General features: G+C 58.5%; 18 protein-coding genes. 6 read left to right on the top strand and 12 right to left on the bottom strand.

What is annotated here, in order from left to right; translation table 11 throughout:
• Positions 1-32 precede the first annotated feature (32 nt).
• The 8 genes from nuoD to GWR55_RS07360 all read right to left on the bottom strand — a co-directional run bounded on the left by nuoD (position 33) and on the right by GWR55_RS07360 (position 7,072).
• A complete protein-coding gene (nuoD, locus tag GWR55_RS07395) occupies positions 33-1,292 on the bottom strand; it encodes an NADH dehydrogenase (quinone) subunit D (protein WP_162401696.1) in 1,260 nt (419 codons plus the stop codon).
• Positions 1,292-1,774, bottom strand: a complete 483-nt coding sequence (locus GWR55_RS07390; protein WP_162401695.1) for an NADH-quinone oxidoreductase subunit C — start codon at positions 1,772-1,774, stop codon at positions 1,292-1,294. The genes nuoD and GWR55_RS07390 overlap by 1 nt, the downstream gene beginning before the upstream one ends.
• Complete coding sequence (locus GWR55_RS07385; RefSeq protein WP_162401694.1) at positions 1,774-2,181, bottom strand: NADH-quinone oxidoreductase subunit A; 408 nt, start codon at positions 2,179-2,181, stop codon at positions 1,774-1,776. The genes GWR55_RS07390 and GWR55_RS07385 overlap by 1 nt, the downstream gene beginning before the upstream one ends.
• A 61-nt stretch (positions 2,182-2,242) precedes the next feature.
• Positions 2,243-3,184, bottom strand: coding sequence for an A24 family peptidase (locus GWR55_RS07380; protein WP_162401693.1), 942 nt, complete (start codon positions 3,182-3,184; stop codon positions 2,243-2,245).
• A gap of 21 nt (positions 3,185-3,205) precedes the next feature.
• Positions 3,206-4,645 carry a carbohydrate porin gene (locus GWR55_RS07375; RefSeq protein ID WP_162401692.1) on the bottom strand — a complete coding sequence of 480 codons (1,440 nt, stop codon included), beginning with the start codon at positions 4,643-4,645 and terminating at the stop codon, positions 3,206-3,208.
• A 63-nt stretch (positions 4,646-4,708) separates the two neighbouring features.
• A complete protein-coding gene (locus tag GWR55_RS07370) occupies positions 4,709-6,043 on the bottom strand; it encodes an Nramp family divalent metal transporter (protein WP_162401691.1) in 1,335 nt (444 codons plus the stop codon).
• Between the two features lie 62 nt (positions 6,044-6,105).
• Positions 6,106-6,768 carry a metal-dependent transcriptional regulator gene (locus tag GWR55_RS07365; protein WP_162401690.1) on the bottom strand — a complete coding sequence of 221 codons (663 nt, stop codon included), beginning with the start codon at positions 6,766-6,768 and terminating at the stop codon, positions 6,106-6,108.
• Between the two features lie 82 nt (positions 6,769-6,850).
• On the bottom strand, positions 6,851-7,072 hold the full coding sequence (locus GWR55_RS07360) for a DUF3185 domain-containing protein (RefSeq protein ID WP_162401689.1): 222 nt from the start codon (positions 7,070-7,072) through the stop codon (positions 6,851-6,853).
• A gap of 404 nt (positions 7,073-7,476) precedes the next feature.
• Between GWR55_RS07360 and GWR55_RS07355 the strand changes: the two genes are divergently transcribed.
• The 3 genes from GWR55_RS07355 to GWR55_RS07345 are packed head-to-tail and all read left to right on the top strand — an operon-like array spanning position 7,477 to position 9,545.
• Complete coding sequence (locus GWR55_RS07355; protein WP_370521412.1) at positions 7,477-8,256, top strand: thiazole synthase; 780 nt, start codon at positions 7,477-7,479, stop codon at positions 8,254-8,256.
• 54 nt (positions 8,257-8,310) lie between these two features.
• The gene (ruvC, locus tag GWR55_RS07350; protein WP_162401687.1) at positions 8,311-8,820 is read left to right on the top strand and encodes a crossover junction endodeoxyribonuclease RuvC; all 510 of its coding nucleotides are present in this window, start codon (positions 8,311-8,313) and stop codon (positions 8,818-8,820) included.
• Positions 8,817-9,545: a hypothetical protein gene (locus GWR55_RS07345; protein WP_162401686.1), complete on the top strand. Its 729-nt coding sequence runs from the start codon at positions 8,817-8,819 to the stop codon at positions 9,543-9,545. The genes ruvC and GWR55_RS07345 overlap by 4 nt, the downstream gene beginning before the upstream one ends.
• Positions 9,546-9,554: 9 nt before the next feature.
• On the opposite strand, the gene rsmA is transcribed toward GWR55_RS07345, so the two are convergent.
• Entirely contained in the window at positions 9,555-10,343 is a 789-nt protein-coding gene (rsmA, locus tag GWR55_RS07340) for a 16S rRNA (adenine(1518)-N(6)/adenine(1519)-N(6))-dimethyltransferase RsmA (RefSeq protein ID WP_162401685.1), read from the bottom strand.
• Positions 10,344-10,423: 80 nt separating this feature from the next.
• On the opposite strand from rsmA, the gene glgA reads away from it, so the two are divergent.
• Positions 10,424-11,875, top strand: coding sequence for a glycogen synthase GlgA (gene glgA, locus GWR55_RS07335; RefSeq protein WP_162401684.1), 1,452 nt, complete (start codon positions 10,424-10,426; stop codon positions 11,873-11,875).
• On the opposite strand, the gene GWR55_RS07330 is transcribed toward glgA, so the two are convergent.
• Complete coding sequence (locus tag GWR55_RS07330; RefSeq protein ID WP_162401683.1) at positions 11,872-13,239, bottom strand: APC family permease; 1,368 nt, start codon at positions 13,237-13,239, stop codon at positions 11,872-11,874. The two genes, glgA and GWR55_RS07330, sit on opposite strands and share 4 nt — an antisense overlap.
• A 51-nt stretch (positions 13,240-13,290) precedes the next feature.
• On the bottom strand, positions 13,291-14,898 hold the full coding sequence (locus GWR55_RS07325; protein WP_238398704.1) for a glycosyltransferase family 39 protein: 1,608 nt from the start codon (positions 14,896-14,898) through the stop codon (positions 13,291-13,293).
• 123 nt (positions 14,899-15,021) lie between these two features.
• On the opposite strand from GWR55_RS07325, the gene GWR55_RS07320 reads away from it, so the two are divergent.
• Both GWR55_RS07320 and GWR55_RS07315 read left to right on the top strand, forming a co-directional pair.
• On the top strand, positions 15,022-15,882 hold the full coding sequence (locus GWR55_RS07320) for a neutral zinc metallopeptidase (protein WP_162401682.1): 861 nt from the start codon (positions 15,022-15,024) through the stop codon (positions 15,880-15,882).
• Positions 15,883-15,944: 62 nt separating this feature from the next.
• Positions 15,945-16,949 carry an SGNH/GDSL hydrolase family protein gene (locus tag GWR55_RS07315; protein WP_162401681.1) on the top strand — a complete coding sequence of 335 codons (1,005 nt, stop codon included), beginning with the start codon at positions 15,945-15,947 and terminating at the stop codon, positions 16,947-16,949.
• Here GWR55_RS07315 and uvrC read toward each other — a convergent pair.
• Positions 16,933-18,960: an excinuclease ABC subunit UvrC gene (gene uvrC, locus GWR55_RS07310; RefSeq protein ID WP_162401680.1), complete on the bottom strand. Its 2,028-nt coding sequence runs from the start codon at positions 18,958-18,960 to the stop codon at positions 16,933-16,935. The two genes, GWR55_RS07315 and uvrC, sit on opposite strands and share 17 nt — an antisense overlap.
• Positions 18,961-19,231 lie beyond the last annotated feature (271 nt).

Raw genomic sequence — 19,231 nt, 5'->3', positions numbered from 1 at the left:
CGAACACAGCTACCTGTCCGGGAAAGCAATTCCTAGCGGTCGATCGCCCCCAACACGATATCGATCGATCCGATGACAGCGACGACGTCGGCCAGCAGGCGGCCTTTGCACATGGTCTCGAGCGCCTGCAGGTTGGCGAGGTCGGCGTTGCGCATGTGCACACGATAGGGCTTGGCGGTGCCGTCGGAGACGACGTAGTAGTTCATCATGCCGTGCCCGGCTTCGACAGAGCTGGTGGCCTCACCTGCAGGAACAGCAAATCCTTCGGTGACAATCTTGAAGTGATGGATTAAGGATTCCATCTGGGTCTTCATCTGCTCGCGGTCGGGCAGAATGATCTTCGGGGAATCCGCAACGATGCGGCCTTCCGGCATGCCGTCCAGTGCCTGCATGCAGATCTTGACCGACTCGCGCATCTCCTGCATACGCAGCACGTAGCGGGCCCAGACGTCGCTCTCGGTCGAGACCGGCACGTTGAACTGGAACTTCTCGTAACTGGAGTAGGGCATTGCCTTGCGGACGTCAAAGTCGATACCGGCAGCGCGCAGCGGGGGGCCGGTAACGCCGAGTGCAATTGCGTCCTCGGGCGAGATGTAGCCTACGCCCTTGAGGCGATTGATCCAGATGGGATTGTTCTGGAGCAGGGCCTCGTATTCTTCGATCTTCGAAGGAAATTCGATAAGGAAATCGCGGATAGCCTCGAAGAGGCCCAGCGGCGGCTCCAGACTGACTCCGCCGATCCGGATGTAGCTGGTCATCATGCGCTGGCCGCTGACGGCTTCGAAGATGCGCAGCAATTTTTCGCGCTCGCGGAAGCAGTAGAGGAAGACGGTAAGCGCGCCGATGTCCATGGCGTGGGTTCCCAGCCAGACCAGGTGCGAGTTGATGCGCATCAGCTCGTTGAAGAGCACGCGCAGCCACTGGGCCTTCTCAGGAATCTCCAGCTGGAGCAGCTTCTCGACCGCAAGAGCATACGCCGTGTTGTTGATCATAGGCGCCAGGTAGTCGATGCGATCGGTCAGAGGAACAACCTGCTGGTAGAACTTGGCCTCGCAGGTCTTCTCGATTCCGGTATGGAGATAGCCGATGTCAGGGGCAAGGGAGACGACGGTTTCGCCGTCGATCTCGAGCACGAGGCGAAGCACACCGTGGGTAGACGGGTGCTGCGGTCCCATGTTGATGACCATGGTCTGGTCAGAGAGGGGATCGTTACCGTGATGGTGACGCGCGGAGTCAGAGACGACGTCGTCAATTCCGGGGTTGATCTGGTCGGGAGCGGCGAGGGGTGCCATTAGCGATAGCCCTCCACGGGGTAGTCCTTGCGCAGGGGATGGCCCTGCCAGTCTTCGGGCATCATGATGCGGCGCAGGTAAGGATGACCGCTGAAGCGAACACCAAAGAGGTCGAAGACCTCGCGTTCATAGAAGTTCGCCGCGGGCCAGTTTGGCGTAAGGCTGTCGAGAACTGCGTCCTCACCGGCGAGCCGGACGACGACACGAACCCTGCGCTTCAGACCGAACGAGAGGAAGCTGTAGCTGATCTGAAAGCGGGGTTCGGACGGATACCAATCGACAGCGGTAACGTCTTCAAAGAAGGTAAACCCGGCCCGCCGTAAAGCCTCAGCAGCCGAAACGATGCTTTCGCGGGCGACGGTGAGGGTCAGCTCGCCGCGATCGTACTTGGCGTCCGTGGCAAACTCCCGCAGAGCCTTGACCGCGGGGTCCTCCGGAAGGGCCTCAAATACGGCCTGGGTACCTAAAACTGCGGGGTCCATTAAAGATCTCCCTTATCGGTGGACCAGTCGAGGATGCCTTTCTTCCAGACATAGAACAGGCCCACAGCTACAAAGCCGAGGTAGACAAGCATCTCGTAGAATCCAAACATCTTCGACCCGGTGATCTCAGGAAGCCGTCGGAAGATGACGGCCCAGGGAAGCATGAAGACCGCCTCTACATCGAAGAGAATAAAGAGCATGGCGACCATATAGAAGCGCACAGAAAAGCGTCCTCGGGCGTCGCCGACAGGATCCATGCCGCACTCGTAGGGGCCAAGTTTTGTACGTGAATTCTTATGCTTGCCGATCAGGAACGATACCCCCACCATTCCACACGCAAGACCAAGAGCTACCAGTATTTGCAGGACAAGCGGAAGATAATTCCAGATGTAGGGATAATTGTGCATGACCATCTTCGACTCTAGTTTTGTGGCTGTTCAGTGTCAAGCAAGACAGCCGTTTGTGCGGCTATCGGAGCAGTCGGGCGTAGGCGTCGATGATGCGGTCTCCTACCTGTGCCGCAATCAGGCCGCCAGCGGCCAGGAAGCTTCCGAAGGGCAGCTTTGAGGTTGATCCGGCGCGGCCTCGGGCTACCAGAAACACCCCGTAGATGCTGGCAGCAAGGGCTCCGAAGAAGAAGGAGAGCATGGCTGGCCAGAAGCCGAGCAGGGCAGCGATCATGGCGAGCATCTTGGCATCGCCCAGGCCCATACCTTCGCGGTGGCGCAGCTTCCTGTAGAGCCAGCGGATGAAGAGAAGTAGCAGAAAGGCCCCCAGGGCAGCGAGGATACGGCCGCCGACGAGAGCCTCAGGACCTGTCAAAAAAACATTGCCGGTATCGTTTGGGATACCGGCACTGGTCAGATGGATTCTGTTTTCCGGCAGGAGAATCTGGTCCTCCGTCGGCCCCAGAAAGACAGCCTGCAGGCCGATCAGGCACACGCCCAGCAGGATTCCCGTCAGCGTGAAGGAGTCCGGCAGCAGACCGGTCTGCCAGTCCATCACCATCAGGCCGATCAGAAGGAAGCCGAGAATCGCCGTTGCGATGTTTGCAAGGATGGCGAACGGTGCATAGGACGAAGGCCCCGTATGCGAGCTGAAGTAGAACGCGAGGACCGTATGGAGACGCGCAGCCTGAATGGCAAACCAGATGGCCGTCGCCAGTTCTACTACCGGGTAGCGCCACGGGATGGGCTGGCCGCAGTCGCGGCAGCGGGCACGAAGCAGAAACCAGCTCAACACAGGAATGTTGTCGTACCAGCGGATGGGAGCTTCGCACTCCGGACAGTGTGAGCCAGGCCTTACCAGCGATGCCTGGCGTGGCAGACGAGAGATGCAGACATTGAGAAAGCTGCCAAAGATCAATCCCAGGACGAAACCAGCTGCTTCGTAGACGATGCGCGGGGTCACAGAAAAAGTATACGGCGATTGTCAGAAGTCGACGTGCATGCGGATCGCCTCGACCAGAACCGGGCCTCGATCCTTGTTATAGCCAGGGTGTTCGATGAACTGCAGGTTGAGCGCGTAGAAGATCCCACGCCAGGCATGCAGGTTGTAGTAGCTCTCCAGGATGTCTTCGCGGGCGTAGTTTAATTTGCCATCCCCAAGTAGAAACCCGAGGCCGCCGTAGCGGAGATAGTTCTGGTGGTCGCGCTTGATCGCATTGGAGACGAATGCGAAACCAAGTTTGTCGTCAGGACGGTTGAAGGCGCGCCCGGAGTAATCGCCGCCGAAGGCGACGGTCTGGTCCACCTCGGTATAGGCATAGGACTCATGCTGGCCTTCATTCCAGCCAATGCGGAGAAAGGCGCGCAGATTAGGGGTCAACTCCTGTTGGGCGTTGAGGCCGAAGCCGTATTTGACGGCGCCGAACTTTGCGTGAGCGCTGATGTCCGGCGTCTTGTCCTTCCCGGAGAGATAGGCATCGACGGCATCGCGATAGAGCCCCATGTGGGCATGGTTGACGAAACTTAGAACCCGGACGGTCCCTTTGCGTTCCCCGGAGAGCAGGGATCCCAGAAGCGGCCTGCGCAGCTCGAACTCAAAGTTCTGTCCGCTGGCACGGCTGAACGCCCAGTCCAGGTCGATACCGTTGGCGACCGTCGGCATCGCGGCGATGCCGTAGCGCGCCGACCAGGAGCGGTCGTGATACTCCAGCGCGGCTCCGTAGGTGTACCCGCGAGTATCGGCGGCATAGTCCCAGGCTCCATTGTTGTCGACGGTCCAGTTCAGGAACTGGAGATGGCTGTCGGAGGCGATGGAGTTGATGTCGAAGTAGTCAGGCAGGCTCATCTTGCCCAGGTGCAGCTCAAAGCGGCGCTCAGGAAGCTCTGTCGGAAGCGAGAAGGGGGTACGTTCGGCCTCGGCCAGCTTGTCCGTCAGGCCGAGGACCTGATGGATCTGGACGCGTGCCAGGTAGGGTTTGGACCCGAGGCTTGGATTGCGTACGACGTCAAGATTGGTAAACCCCGCAAGGCCAAGTGCCTGGCTGATACCGCGTCCGCCTGCGGATTCAAAATCGACGATGACATCGGTCGCATAGCGTGGATTTCGGTTAACCTGCAGGCCGAGAAACAGCGTGCCGACCAGCGAGGTCTTATACTCGCCGCGTCCCTGCAGGCTGTTCGGCCCATCGTAGGGTGAATGAAACGGCCCATGGGCCTGCAGGATGATGTTGGCCTGTCCTGCGATGTAGTAGGGAGCATTCTCGGCATGCGGAAACATCGTGGTTGCGCTGCTTGCCGAAGGCGCTTCCGGGAGCGATGCGGAATCAATGACCCGCTGTTGGGCGCAGAGAACTGCAGCGGGAAGGATGCCGAGGCAAAGAATGCGGAATGCGGGGATCTTCAGGCGCATTTTGGGTAGCTTCATCTTCCTGTAGGGCTGTAAAAAGACGGAGAAATACTGTTCTGAGTTAGAAATGCAGGGAGACGATCAGCGAAAAACCTGGATCAGGAGCCAGGCATTAAGCCCGGCGATGAGCAGGGCGATGGCCCAGCTCAGGAGCCGGATGGATTGCCTGTTGACAAAGGGGCCCATCAGGCCGGGATCGCTGGTGAAACGTACCAGCGGGAAGACGGCGAAGCTCAACTGCATGCTGAGGATGACCTGGCTGAAGACGAGCAGCTTTCCTGTGCCGGAGCTTCCATAAAGTGCAGTGACGATGACGGTAGGGACGACGGCAACCAGACGGGTGATCAGACGCCGTTGCCAGCTTGGCAACCGCATGCCCAGGAAGCCTTCCATAACGATCTGGCCAGCCAGGGTCCCGGTGACGGTCGAGTTCTGGCCGGAAGCAAGCAGGGCCAGCGCGAACATCATGCTCGCTCCGGTAAAGCCAAGCAGTGGGGTAAGAAGTTGGTAGGCGTCGCCAATCTCAGCCACTTCGGTGTGGCCGCTGCGGTGAAAGACTGCTGCGGCGAGGATGAGGATGGCCGCGTTGATGAACAGCGCGATCGTCAGCGCGGTCGCAGAGTCGAAGTTCGCCAGCCGTATCGCCTCGCGTTTGCCGGATTCGGTGCGGGGATAATTGCGGGTCTGCACGATCGACGAGTGCAGGTAAAGATTGTGGGGCATCACGGTCGCGCCCAGGATGCTGATCGCGATGTAAAGCATCTCCGGATCGTGGAGAACGGCTCGCGAGGGGACAAACAGGTGGTGCACGATCGGCAGCCACTCCGGCCGCGAGAGGATGATCTCTGCCCCGAACAGCACGGCAATGGTGCCGATCAACACCATCACGAAGGCTTCCAGGTAGCGGAATCCACGCCGCTCCAGCAGCAGGATCAGGAAAACGTCCAGACTGGTGATCAGGACGCCCGCAATCAGGGGGATTCCGAAGAGCAGCTGCAGCGCAATGGCAGAGCCGATGACCTCAGCCAGGTCGCAGGCGGCGATGGCGATCTCGGCAAAGACCCACAGGACGATGTTTACCGGACGACTGTAGCGGTCGTGGCAGGCTTGCGCCAGGTCACGTTCAGCCGCGACCCCAAGCTTCAGAGAAAGGCTTTGCAGCAGGATGGCCATCAGGTTTGAAGCCATGATGACGAACAGCAGGGTGTACCCGTATTTCGAGCCCGCGGCCAGGTCCGTGGCCCAGTTGCCAGGATCCATGTACCCCACGGCGACCATAAAGCCGGGCCCGATGAAGCCGGCTGCCCGCCGCCAGAATTGACTCGAGGTCGTCAGCTGGACGCTCGATGGAGCTCCGGCCAGCATGGGACGAACGGAGGTCCTTTCCTCGGTCGAAATGGTGGTGGCTGTTTCCATCCCCTTTACAGGAGTATGCCATAGAATATTAACCAAGGTTAACTATTTATTTTGAGGCGTGGTTATTTCCTCTTTACCCAAACCTTGTCGGCAGCGGGTTTGCCGAGCGTGAACGCCCCTCCGGGTGTCTCAATGGATAGCGTCTCGTCATAGTTTTTTGCCGTAATCCGGATGGTCGAGTCGGGGTCGACGCCGAGGTTGTGGAGGAAGAGAAGAAGTTTGGGATCTCGCTCGTACAGGCTGGCCACGACGTATTCGGTATCTTTCGTGGCCTCGGAGAGTGGGAGGAGCCCACGTTTTTTGCGTCGCGCCGGGCTCTCCGGCAGAACCGAATTGCCATGCGGACAGGTGCCGTGTTCACCAAGTTTTTCAATCAGCTTTGCCTCGAAGGCGGGGGAGACGGCATGTTCCAGGCGCTCGGCCTCGTCATGGATCTGATACCACTCCATGTTGAAGATCTCCGAGAGCATGCGCTCGATCAGGTGATGACGCAGAGCGGTCCTGTAGGCAGTCTCCTTGCCCTTGGCGGAGAGTTGCAGGGTGCCGTCGTTCTTTACCAGGACGTAGCCGTCGCGCTTCAGGCGCTTGAGCGCCATCGTGACCGCCGGCGGCGAGACAGAGAGCCAATGCGCCAGGGTGGCGGAGATGACGTGCTGGCCTTCGGACTCAGCCTCGAGAATCGCCTTGAGATAGTCTTCTTTGGAAACCGTAATGGAATCTTTCATCCTGACCCTTGGTTAAATCGAAATGGCATTAGCTGTTTAACTATAGCTAATGCCATTTCGTGAACCAAACTCCTGAGAAGTGTCAGCGGGACCTTACCCCTACTGTAACCAGCCCTGCGCCCGCCACGAGAGCAATGGTGCTGAGAATGGGAGAGATGGGGACAGTCTCCTTCTTTTCATGAGAGATCTGGATCGGGCCGGCATCCACATCTTTGTGCTGGTGGGTAAAGCTGAAACCACCAGTCGCAAATCCGATGATGCCAAGCAGGATGAGAACAATTCCAATAATTGTTGCTGGTTTCATTGTTTCGGAGAACCTTTCCAAGGCCAGGATTGAAAGCAGAAGCAGGATTGCTCGTGGGATGTCCTGCACCGTTCCAAATGCGATGCACCGCTATACCGCATGAGATGTATGGTGGGGGCAGGCTTCGGACTTGCTCCGGGAGGCAATGGGGGCGTAATCTTTCGGCACACGGGAAAGGAGGATGATCCAGCCTATGAAATGTGACAGTTCGAGTTCGATCGATACACGTGAGGTGACTGAGGCTTAAGAGCGTCCTTGCTCTTGGTCCTGGCGATCTTCAGGTAACGCTGAATGGAATACGCCGAGGTAGTCCGAGTAGAGGGCGCCTCAGGTCAATCTCAACAGCTCACCGGCAACGGCCCGCTGCTCCTATCGAGCACGGGCCGTTCGCGTTTCGTCTTAGAATGGAATCCATGACACCTCTGGTAATCGCGGGAAGGGCGTTTCAGTCGCGGCTGATCGTAGGAACGGGTAAGTACAAGGACGGGCCGGAGACCCAGACTGCGATCGAAGCCTCCGGGGCCGAGATGGTGACCGTCGCGGTGCGGCGCGTCAACCTCGACCGGTCCAGCGAGTCTCTGCTGGATTACATCGACCCACAGCGTTACTTCCTTCTTCCCAACACAGCAGGCTGTTACACGGCAGAGGAGGCCATCCGCGCCGCACGCCTCGGCCGCGAGGTGGGACTCTCCGATTGGGTCAAGATTGAGGTCATCGGCGATCAGGCAACACTGTACCCTGACATCCAGGCCACACTGGAGGCCACTCGCACTTTGGTGAAGGAAGGCTTTACTGTTCTTCCGTATACATCTGATGACATTGTATTTGCGAAAAGATTAATCGATGTCGGTGCGGCTGCGGTGATGCCCCTTGGGGCACCGATTGGGAGTGGGCTCGGTCTTCAGAATACGGCGAACCTGAGAATTCTTCGCGAGATGATCACCGAGGTCCCCCTGATCGTCGACGCTGGTGTGGGCACAGCCTCGGATGCCACGGTGGCGATGGAGCTGGGATTCGACGGCGTCCTGATGAACACGGCAATCGCCCAGGCGAAGGACCCGATCCTGATGGCGGAGGCGATGCAGCATGCCGTTCTGGCAGGCCGGCAGGCGTATCTGGCCGGCAGGATGCCTCGCAAGCTATATGCCACGGCCAGCTCTCCGCTGGAGGGAATCTCGAAGTAGCCGGGCTGCGTTTCAGAGGGGTTTCTCCATCGCGAAAGGAAGTAGACTTCTCCCATGCGTGTCTTCGGGATCGACTGCGGGACCGAGTTCACCGGGTACGGTGTGGTCGAAGTGGACTGCGATGCCCGTATGCCGCGGCTGGTACGTGTCGCCGGTGGAACAATCCGCCTCAGTAAGAAACAGAAGACGCCGGTCCGTTTGGCGCAGGTGTTTGCCGAGCTGACCGGGGCAATGGAACTGCACCGTCCGGATGTGGTGGCGATTGAGGAGGTCTTCTTCTCGGCGAATGCCAAATCGGCGCTGAAGTTGGGACAGGTACGCGGCGTTGCCATGCTGGCAGCGGCCACAGTGGGACTGGACGTGGTCGAGTATGCTCCGCTGAAGATTAAGAGCTCGGTCGTAGGGTATGGTCTGGCCGGCAAGGAGCAGGTCCAGTTCATGGTGACCCGGCTGCTGGAACTGGACGAGGCTCCGGATTCCGCCGACGCCGCCGATGCGCTGGCCATTGCCATCTGCCATATCCATACTGCGCAGACGCTTTCGGCCCAAGGTGTCGCACGATGAGACGCCTTGCGCTCCTCCTGAGCCTCGCTGCGGTCGCCCATGCGCAGACAGTGGCTCCTTCCGCTGGACAGATCAGTCCGGCAGGGGATATGGCTACTTCTGCCGAGGTGAGCTTTCAGTTTCAGCGGCCGGGGCTTCCTGTCCCCCGGTACACGATCGTGGTGCATGAAGACGGAACCGGAACCTACCAGGCCCAGATTGCGCCTGTCAGCGGAGGCAGTAGCGCGATGGGGGTATCCGCGGCGCCGCAGCCCGTCAGTCAACCCATCCGGATCAGCAGCCCGGCGACCCAAACGATCTTTAAAACAGCTCGATCGCTGGACCGGTTCAATATCCCATGCGAATCGAAGGCGAAGAACATCGCCGACACCGGCAAGAAGACTCTGAGCTACAAAGGGTCAGACGGTCAGGGCTCGTGCCTCTATAACTACTCCGAGAACAAGAGCATCACCCAGCTAACGGATACCTTCCAGGCAATCGCCCAGACGATGGACGAGGGACGCAAGCTGCAGTTCCTGCATCGCTTCGACCGGCTCGGTTTGTACTCCGAGATGGAGGTGCTGAGCCACGAGGTAGAGGCGAAACGGGTGCTGGAACTTGGCAATATCGCTCCCGCGCTGCGATCGATCGTGGCTGACGAGGCCGTTATACAGAAGGTTCGGGAACGTGCCGCCCACCTGCTGGCGCTGGCGGAAGAGGCAACCCCGTCGTCTCCAGGGAAATAGTGAAATAGCTTACTTGAGGGCGTGGTACAGCTCCGCCATTGCCTCCAGCGACAGGGTTTCTGCGCGCGACTTCCGGGGCACAGCCGCAGGCCAGCGGGATTCGAGATCGTCGGAGGCGAAGCCTGCGGCCCGCAGATTGTTCTCGAGGGTCTTTCGCTTCTGGGCAAAGATCTGTTTCAGGAAGCTGTCGAATCTCTCCGGATCCACGCCCAGTTCGCTGAATCGGGGCGCAAAGTCCAGCCTGAGCACGGTCGAATACACCTCGGGGGGCGGTGAGAAGGCCGAGGGTGGAAGCGTGAAGAGGTCTTCGACGCGGGCGTTCATCTGGGCGGTGGCTGAGAGCAGGCCATACTCCCGTCCTCCGGGAGAGGCTGCGACCCGTGCGGCCACCTCGCGCTGCATCATGACCACTGCACGGGAGAGCAGACCGGAAGCTCCAGCATGGAAGAGCTTCAGGAGAATGTCGGAGGTGATGTAGTAGGGAAGATTTCCCACAACATCAGCCGTCTCCCCGATGGGAACGATCGATGCAAAGTCTGCCTTCAGGACATCGATCTCGATGATCCGGACATTGGGTCTTGCGGCGAACCGCTGGGCGAGGCCGGGGGCCAGCTCCCGATCCAGCTCCAGGGCAATCAGCTGGTTGGCCTTTTCCGCCAGAATGTCGGTGATAGCTCCGTGTCCCGGCCCGATCTCGATCACCGTCCGCTGGCGAATGTCACCCAGAGCATCGACGATGGCGTGTCGAGCGCGGTCGTCCACCAGGAAGTTTTGCCCGAGTTTTGGTTTACGCTTCATACGGTGGAAGCCGATAAACGGCTTTATGCATCTCTTTGTATAGACTAACGTTTTGGGTTGAGGAACGAGAGGGAGACGGCATGCATATTGTGTTTGCGGCTTCGGAGTGTGCACCGTGGGCAAAGACCGGCGGGCTGGCGGACGTGATCAGCGCTCTGCCGAAGACGCTGGTGAAGATGGGGCATAAGGTGCAGGTCTATATCCCGTACTATCGCCAGGTCGCGAAGGCCGTCTCAAAGGCGCAAGTCGTTCTCCCCAGCCTGACCGTTCCTTTTCCTTCGTACAACCGCTTTGCGCGCGTTCTGGATGGAGGAATCGCGGACGGGGTACAGATGTACTTTGTCGACATGCCCGAGCTGTTCGACCGGGAGAGCTTCTACTCCACGCCGTCAGGAGATTACCCGGATAATGCAGAGCGCTTCGGTGCTTTTTGCCGTGCCGTGCTCGAAGCGACCAAGATTATTGGAGTTCCTGACGTCTTTCATGTGCACGACTGGCAGACGGCGATGGCTGCGGTGATGTTGCGATCCATCTATTACTTTGACCCCGTCTTCCGCAAGGTTCCCGCTGTATTGACCATCCACAATGCGGGCTATCACGGCTGGTTTCCGCCGCGCACCATGGAGACGCTTCTGCTTCCGTGGGATATGTTCACCATGGACAAGCTGGAACAGTACGACCAGGTGAACTTCCTGAAGGGAGGCGTTGTCTACGCGGATGCGATCACGACTGTCAGCCAGACCTACGCGCAGGAGATCCAGACTGCGGAGTTCGGAAATGGTCTTGAGGATTCCTTTCGGCGCCGTGCCAGCGATCTATTCGGAATTCTGAATGGGGCGGATTACGGCGAGTGGAACCCGGAGACGGACCCCCACATCGCCGGCCATTACACAGCGGGCAAGCTGGCAGGAAAACAGGAGTGCAGGCGCGATCTGTTGCACGCGTTTCATCTGGAAGACATTAGCGATGAAACAGCTGTGATTGGCGTGGTTTCACGCCTCGCTACGCAGAAGGGGATCGACTTCATTGTCGATATTCTCGACCGTCTGATGCAGGAAGATGTTGTGCTGGTGATGTTGGGCAACGGCGAGGAGTATTACGAGCGGCTGCTGCCGGAGATGGCGGCGCGTTACCCCGGAAAGATGCGCGTTCAGGTCAGGTTCGATAACGTGATGGCGCACAAGATCGAGGCTGGGGCCGATATCTTCTTGATGCCGTCGCGTTACGAGCCGGGCGGCCTGAACCAGATCTACAGTCTGAAGTACGGAACCATCCCGGTGGTCCGCGCGACGGGAGGCCTGCAGGACTCCATCCACGAACGGCCTGACGGTGGCGGCAATGGATTCAAGTTCTGGGGCTACGACTCCGACGCTCTGCTCGATGCGATTCAGCGTGCACTCGCCACCTTCCGGGACAAAAAGACCTGGACGGCAATGATGAAGCGCGCCATGGCAGAAGACTTCTCCTGGGAGAAGCCGGCACAGGAATATGTACGCGTCTACGAACGCGTGATCCAGAACCGCAGCAGCTAGGCTGTCTGTCTTCTCCTCTGGAAGGCGTAGTGCAGAGGAATTCCGCACAGGATAATGACGGTTCCGATGATAGAGTTCCGCGGCTGATTGGCAAACGAAAACACCAGTAGAATGACAGCGGCTGCGATAAAGAGCAGCGGCAGCACAGGATATCCCCAAACGCTGTAAGGCCGTGATCCGGCGGGGTCGCGTCGTCGGAAGACGAAGACTGTGCTCGCCGTCAGAGCGTAGAAGAACCACTCCGCAAAAATTGCCAGCGAGAACAACGACTGGAACCGCCCGATTGCCAGCAGCAGCAGAGAACTGAGAATCGCCTGCAGAATGAGAGACGTCGAGGGTGTACGGAACTTTGGATGAACGTGCGCCAACTGCCGGAAGAACAGGCCATCGTGAGCTGCAGCGAATGGGACTCTCGCCCCTGACAACGTAGACCCCACGAACGTCGCGCAGATACTGACGGCCATTCCAATCGAGACCAGGCCGGAGCCCCAGCTTCCGGCAATGAGTCCCAGCGCATCGGCTGCTGGCCGGTCGGCGCCCGCGATTGCAGCCGCGGGCATGACGTACTGAATGGCCGCGTTGGTCAGCATGTAGAGTCCGCCAACGATGGCGACTCCGCCGATGAGGGCCAAAGGCAGACTACGCTGCGGATCCTTGACCTCGCCGGCCATCTGGGTGACGTCGCTCCATCCGTCATATGCCCATAGCGCAGCAATGAGGGCGATCATGAATCCTGAAAAACCACCATGCGCTCCGGTGAACTCCGTCGCAAAGTTGTGCCATGAGCCGTGGCTGCCTGCTGCGCTGAAGCAGATACCGGCGATGACACCGATCAGCAGAATCTTAAGCCAGGTCAGGGCGAGCTGCACATTGCCGGACTTTCGTGTGCCCAGAATGTTGAGGCCGGTGATCAGCCATGTGACCGCGATGGCAAAGATCTGGCTCCAAAGCAGGGAACCGAAGGCGCGATGTTCCAGGAAGTAGAACGCGGGAAAGGTTGCCAGCACTCGCGCCAGTCCTGCGGCGATCGTGGCGATGGATGCAGGCTTGGCGACAGTGATCCACGTCCACATGTACAGAAAGCCGACGAGATCGCCGTATGCCTCGCGCAGAAAGGCATATTCTCCGCCATACTTTGGCCGCAGGGCGGCAATCTCGGCATAGGTCATGGCACCGAACAGCGACAGCAGGCCGCCCACAATCCATACCGCATAGACCATGCCGGAGGAACCGACGGCGGCCATCATCTCGCGAGGGACAAGAAAAATTCCGCTGCCGATGATGATGCCAACCACAATAGAGGTGGCATGAGACGCGTTCAGGACGCGGGGCAGTTCCGTCTGTGGCTGCTCTTTCACTTGCATGCGTTGCTCGGAGAGTAGCACAGCAACAGAGACGCTTTGGCAGGGGAAGCGTTAGAAGTAGTGCTTGTACCTGATCCAATCATCCTTGGGAGACATCGGGCGTCTGCAATCGTGAAGAAGATAGATGTGCTTGCGCTCGTAAGGCATCGAGAACGGATGATTCAGGCGCCCTTCGTCTTCGACCTGCCTGCAGAATTCTTTGAAGCGGTCCGGTGGATCTCCGGAGATGACGATCAGGACCTGGCCACCGACATCGTGCGGTCCCCATATCCAGTAGGTGTTGTGTCCGCTGATGACAGGAGGAAGGTCATGGCCCAGGAAGTCCAGGGCGCCTGCCTCTCCGTAATTGTTCGCCAGGATGCCCACGTGTGCCCGATCCTCTGGTGAGAGGTGTTGCACGATGGTTTGGATCTTATCCACCTCTTCCTGCCACCCGAACCGGTCGGCATAGAACTGTGGCAGAAGGCCGCTGGATACATTCTCAGTGTTGCCGGATTGATCGTAGAGGTGGATCGCTTTCGCATACGCAATCCATGGCGCAGGACGTAGAACCGGGATTGCCATTGGAAGAGTCAGCAGCCCGGTCAGGATGAGCAGCGTCTCGTAGACAGGGAAAGCGAAGGCCCGATCATCGCAAACCGCCGGGCGATTGCGGAATTGCTGCTCCCACGCAAGTCCTCCAGCTGCGAACAGAATTGGATAGATGGGAATTACGTAATAGTCCTTCGCGTGAAGCGCCATCATGCCTGCAAGAAAAAGAAGGTAGGTGAGTCCGAGAAACCGCCAGCTCTTTGCCGTGCGATGGAAGAGCAACCAGAGCAGGCCCCATCCCCAGAGAAAGATCGAGACAGGGTTCAGATTTAAGACCTGTTGCACGAGGAAGGGAAGTGGAGCAAGCGCAATATTCTTGTGCCCTACTCGACCGTTGTGAAGGAACTCCAGCGTAGGCCAGTGATTTGCAACCTGCCATAGGAGGTTAGGGAGAGCAATCAGGATCATCAGAGCAACACCAAGTGCGCTCCAGCGACTGAAGAGGATTCGCCGCTCGGGTGTCAGCAGCAGTCCGATCAGCAGCGCGACCAGGAAAAATGTCATGGATGGTTTGTTCAACAGACCAATCCCGGCGGAGATCCCGAAGACGATCCAGCAGGCACGGATGCTTCTTCCCCGAAGCAGTAGAATGAGAGCCAGCAGGCAGGCCATCCAGAAAAAGGACTCCCACGAGTTCATGGAAAGAAAGCTGTCGAGTCCAAGATATTGCGGCGCGAGCAGGATGCCGATCATCGCGAGAGCCTGTGCCGGTCTTCGCCCCCCAAGAGCCCATACCAGCAGCCCTGTCAGCAGAACCCGGAGGGCGCCAGCGACAGCGGACAGCAGGCGAATGCCGGCCAACGAGTGCCCAAACATGGTTTCGGCGATTCGCGCCTGCAAGGCCACGACAGGACCGTGATCGACATAGCCCCAGGCGAGATGGTTTCCGCAGGCCAGGTAATAGAATTCGTCGCGGAAATATCCCCAGCCGATGTGTGCTTCCCAAAGATTCGTTCCGATGTGCAAAGCCAATTTGATGAGAGCAAAGAACAGAGCCAGCCGGAGAGCGTTGCGAAAGGACCTATCCACCGGACGTACCACGGTAGTCGAAGCAGTTGCCGTAGACATCGATACTCTCCCTGAATCCAGATTCGACTACTATTACGGAACCGGGCGTTTTTCGTTCCCGGGTCGGCAACTATTCTGGTTGCGAGGCGGGCCCGATACTGGCATAGTTTAGCGGGGTGAACGATGGATTGGACTCCTGGAGGGCTCAGCAGCGACGTCGAGGACCGACGTGGCTCTTCCGGCGGCTTCGGCGGCGGCGGTATTGGAATTATCGGTTTCATCTTTCTGGTCATCATCAGCCTGATCACGGGCCGAAACTACATTGGAAGTTATCTCGCCGGCGGTGGCCAGGTTTCGACCACGAACAGCAGACCCGCGGCTTCGTCCGCCGCTGAGGATCGTTCGGCCCAACTCGTCTCCTATGTGCTCGATGACGTTCAGCATGAGTGGGAGACCCTGCTGCCGGAGCAGTCTCGTCAGGCTTATCGTCATGCCAAGCTCGTCCTGTTTCGGGATTACACACGCTCCGGCTGCGGGACGGCTCAATCGCAGACAGGGCCTTTCTACTGCCCGGCAGACGAAAAGGTCTACATCGATCTGAGCTTCTGGGATGAGCTGCGGCGTATCGGCGGCAGCACGGCAGACTTTGCCCAGGCCTATGTGATCGCCCATGAGCTTGGTCATCATGTCCAGAATGTCCTTGGCATCGAACAGAGCATGCGCCAACTGCAGGCGCGCAATCCGGGGCAGAGAAATCAGCTCTCCGTGATGCTGGAGCTGCAAGCGGATTGCCTGGCGGGTGTATGGGCGCACACCGCTGCACAACGCGGGATTATCCATGAAGAGGACGTTCGGGATGGTCTCAGCGCGGCGGCAGCCGTAGGGGACGACCATCTGCAGAAGATGTCGCGAGGCGCCGTCTCGCCCGAAACCTTCACACACGGCAGCTCCGAGCAGAGGCAGCGCTGGTTTGTGCGCGGATTGCAGTCAGGCGATTTGAATCAGTGCAATACGTTCCAGGCAGGCTCCGGCGGAGACCAATAGAAGGGGAACACGGAATAATTCCATTTTGGGAAGCAGTGGCCTTCCAGTACGATAGTTCACGCATGCGGCTTTTCATTGTTCTTCTGGTGATCCTTTCTGTTTCTGGGCTCCTACCGGCGCAGACACAACCCTCCATCGAACGAATTTACGTCTTTGGTGACAGCTACTCCGATATCGGACGCGGCTGGGTTGACAGTGACGGCCCTACTGCTGTGGCGTACATGGCTCAGAAGCTGGGGCTGACCATGGTTCCCTCAAATGCGCACGACGCGGCAGAGAAGAGCCTGGATTTTGCCGTGAGCGGCGCATCGACGGGCGAGAACAAGGGCCGCATCGTCACGAATGGTCTTCTGGGATTCGGAATGAAGAACCAGGTGGCTGAGTTCGTGGCCAGGGCCCATGACGGCTCCATCGTCTTCGACCCGGACAACACGCTGTTCTTCATCGCAGGTGGTCTGAACGACAGCCGCATCGCCACGGAACAGACCGTCGCGAATCTGGAGGGAGAGATTCAGTCGCTATACGACGCCGGAGGACGGCACTTCCGTCTTGCCGTGCTTCCTGAGGCGATTCCGGCCTTTAGCGGTGTGGCAAAGCGTCTGAATCCAGCCATTCGGGGTATTCCAGCTGAGATGTCCTCCAAGCTCAGTGGAGCGGATATCCGCTTGAGCAAATGGGGAATCTACTACGATTACATCATTCAGCACCCTGAGAAATTCGGGATTAAAGACACTACAGATCAGTGTGCCGGACGCTCCATCTTCAGCGAAGACGTCACGCCGTGCGCTAATCCGGCGCAGTACTTCTACTACCACAAGAATCATCCTTCCACCGCCGTGCATAAGATTGTCGGAGCCATGCTCTATAAAGAGCTTGCGGTGCCTAAAGAGAAGGAAGTTGTTCCTCTCAAGGAAAAGGAGATTGCTGCCTCTAAGGACGGAGTTGCTGCGCCTAAAGAGAAGACAGCAGCTACCGGATCCAAGGAGAAGCCAGTTCCTGCACATAAGGACGGAGCCGTCGCTCCTTCTAAGGAGAAGGCAGCTACGGCCCCTATGGCAGAACAGTGAGCGTATCTGCCCCGGCAGTATCTTCCGTGACAAAGTAGTTCCGGATTTTCTCGGCAGTCGAACCGCTCACCACAGCCGTCAGCGCATCCGGCGTCTTCTCGGCCGCCTGCCGGATGGCACGGACAGAGCCGAAATGCTCCAGCAACCGCTGCCGAGTGCGTGGGCCAACGCCCGGAATCGAAAGCAGCTCGGAGTCGCGGTCGCGCATCTCGCGGCGCTTGCGGTGGTATGAGATGGCAAAGCGATGTGATTCGTCCCGTATCTTCTGAATGAGATGGAGCACGGGCGAGCGGCGGTCGAGAACCACGGGATCGCTCTCCTGCCCATAGATGTAGATAATCTCTTCCCGCTTGGCGATGGACGCCAGCGGCTGCAGAGTGACACCCAATTCGTTAAGGGCATCGGCAGCCGCATGTAACTGACCCAGCCCGCCGTCGATCAGGATGAGGGAAGGGAACGGCTTCTTCTCCTCCAATAAACGTTTGTAGCGGCGTTGCACGATCTCGCGCATCGAGGCAAAGTCGTCGACGCCGGTCACCGTACGAACTTGGAATTTGCGGTAGTCCGACTTCTTCATCGCGCCATCTTCCCAGACCACCATGGAGGCTACCGTCTCCGCTCCTTGAATGTGAGAGATGTCGAAACACTCGATCCTTCGCGGAGGCTCCTCCAGCGTCAGGGCATCCTGGAGCGACTCCACGATGGCTTTTTGCGAGGGTAGCAGTACACGGAATCGCTGGTCGTAAGACTGCTTCGCGTTTTGGCCGACCAGATCGACCAGGGAACGCTTTTCGCCGCGCTGCGGAGCCAGAATCTCGATGCGGTGGCCGGTACGTTCGCCCAGCATCTCTGCCAGGAGAGCGCGATCCGGAAAGTCCACCGGAACAAGGATGGAGCGGGGCACATAGCCCTGATCGAGGTAGAGCTGCTTGAGTAATGCAGAGAAAAAGGCCCCAGGACTGAAAGCCGCTCCCGGCTCCGACAGAGCCGTATGTTGCATCAGAGGAGCGCCTTCGCCGATCTCCGGGGCAGCGCAGGCCGGATCAGGTTCAAACGATGTCAGCGATTCCGTGGCCGATGCGATATGTGTTTGCTCTCGCACAACAGACTCGACTTCTTCGCCCTCTTCGCTGGAGGCCTCCAGAAACTCGGGTAGATCTTCCCAGAAGAAATCACGCCGGTCGACGATCTTGCCGGAGCGCATATGGAAGAGGTTGACCGCCAGCATCTCGTTTTCGTAGTGAAACCCGAAGACATCGGCGTCTTCATTGTCGGTCGTTGCAATGCGCTGCTTGTCCAGCATCTGGTGTACGGTCGTGAGCTGGTCGCGCAGACGGGCGGCGAGTTCGTATCGTTCGAGGGCGGCGGCCTCCTGCATACGTTCCGTCAGCCGCTGCTCCAGCTCGCCGGGGCGTCCTTCCAGAAACAGTTGCACGTCGCGGATGGTCTGTCGGTACTCCTCCGGCGTCGTCAGCCCTTCCACACATGGCCCAAGGCAGCGTTTGATGTAGTACTGCAGGCACGCGCGTGGGTGATATCGTGACAGGTCGACCTTGCAGCTGGGAATCAGAAAGCTGCGATGGATCAGATCGACGAGGCGGTGCGCCAGGTTTCCGGGAAAGTAGGGACCAAAGTATGCGCTTCCGTCCTTCCGCAGTCGTCGAGTCACGAAGACCTTGGGGAAGCGGTCCGACATGGTGAGCTTGATATACGGATACGTCTTGTCGTCACGCAGCAGAATGTTGAACCGGGGCTTGCGCTGCTTGATCAGGTTGTTCTCAAGGGCGAGGGCCTCGTGTTCGTTGGCAACCGTGATGTAGTCCAGATCGACGGCCTCGCGCATGAGCGTGCCTGTCTTCGCGTTGGCCTGAGAGGCCTGCAGAAAATACGATCGCACCCGGGTACGGAGATTTTTCGCCTTGCCAACGTAGATCACCTCGCCTTCGGCATTCTTGTACAGGTAACAGCCGGGTGAGGTGGGCAGAGTCCGGATTTTCTGCTGAAGGTCCATTTCGTAGGTCAGGATTTCGACGCAAAGTACTGCACAGGAAGAACTAGCCTTTTAGTGTAGATCCCCACCAAGAAAAAGGCTGCACGCGTAGATTTGACGCAAACCCACATCAAAAGTTCCAGATGTGCCAGCCCCCGGAAACCTCACTCTCCGCGATGATTTACGTGTATCTAGTTTAATTTCAACAACTTACTATCGAAGTTCATTTGGCATTATAATTGCTGCCGTAGGGAATGTAACCGTTGCAGCGAACTGCACGAAGGAGAGTAAA

Origin of the sequence: Edaphobacter sp. 12200R-103 (assembly GCF_010093025.1) — a bacterium.
Classification (GTDB): Bacteria; Acidobacteriota; Terriglobia; order Terriglobales; family Acidobacteriaceae; genus Edaphobacter.
The sequence above is the reverse complement of the archived record's forward strand: the minus strand, read 5'-3'. Positions and strand labels throughout refer to the sequence as shown.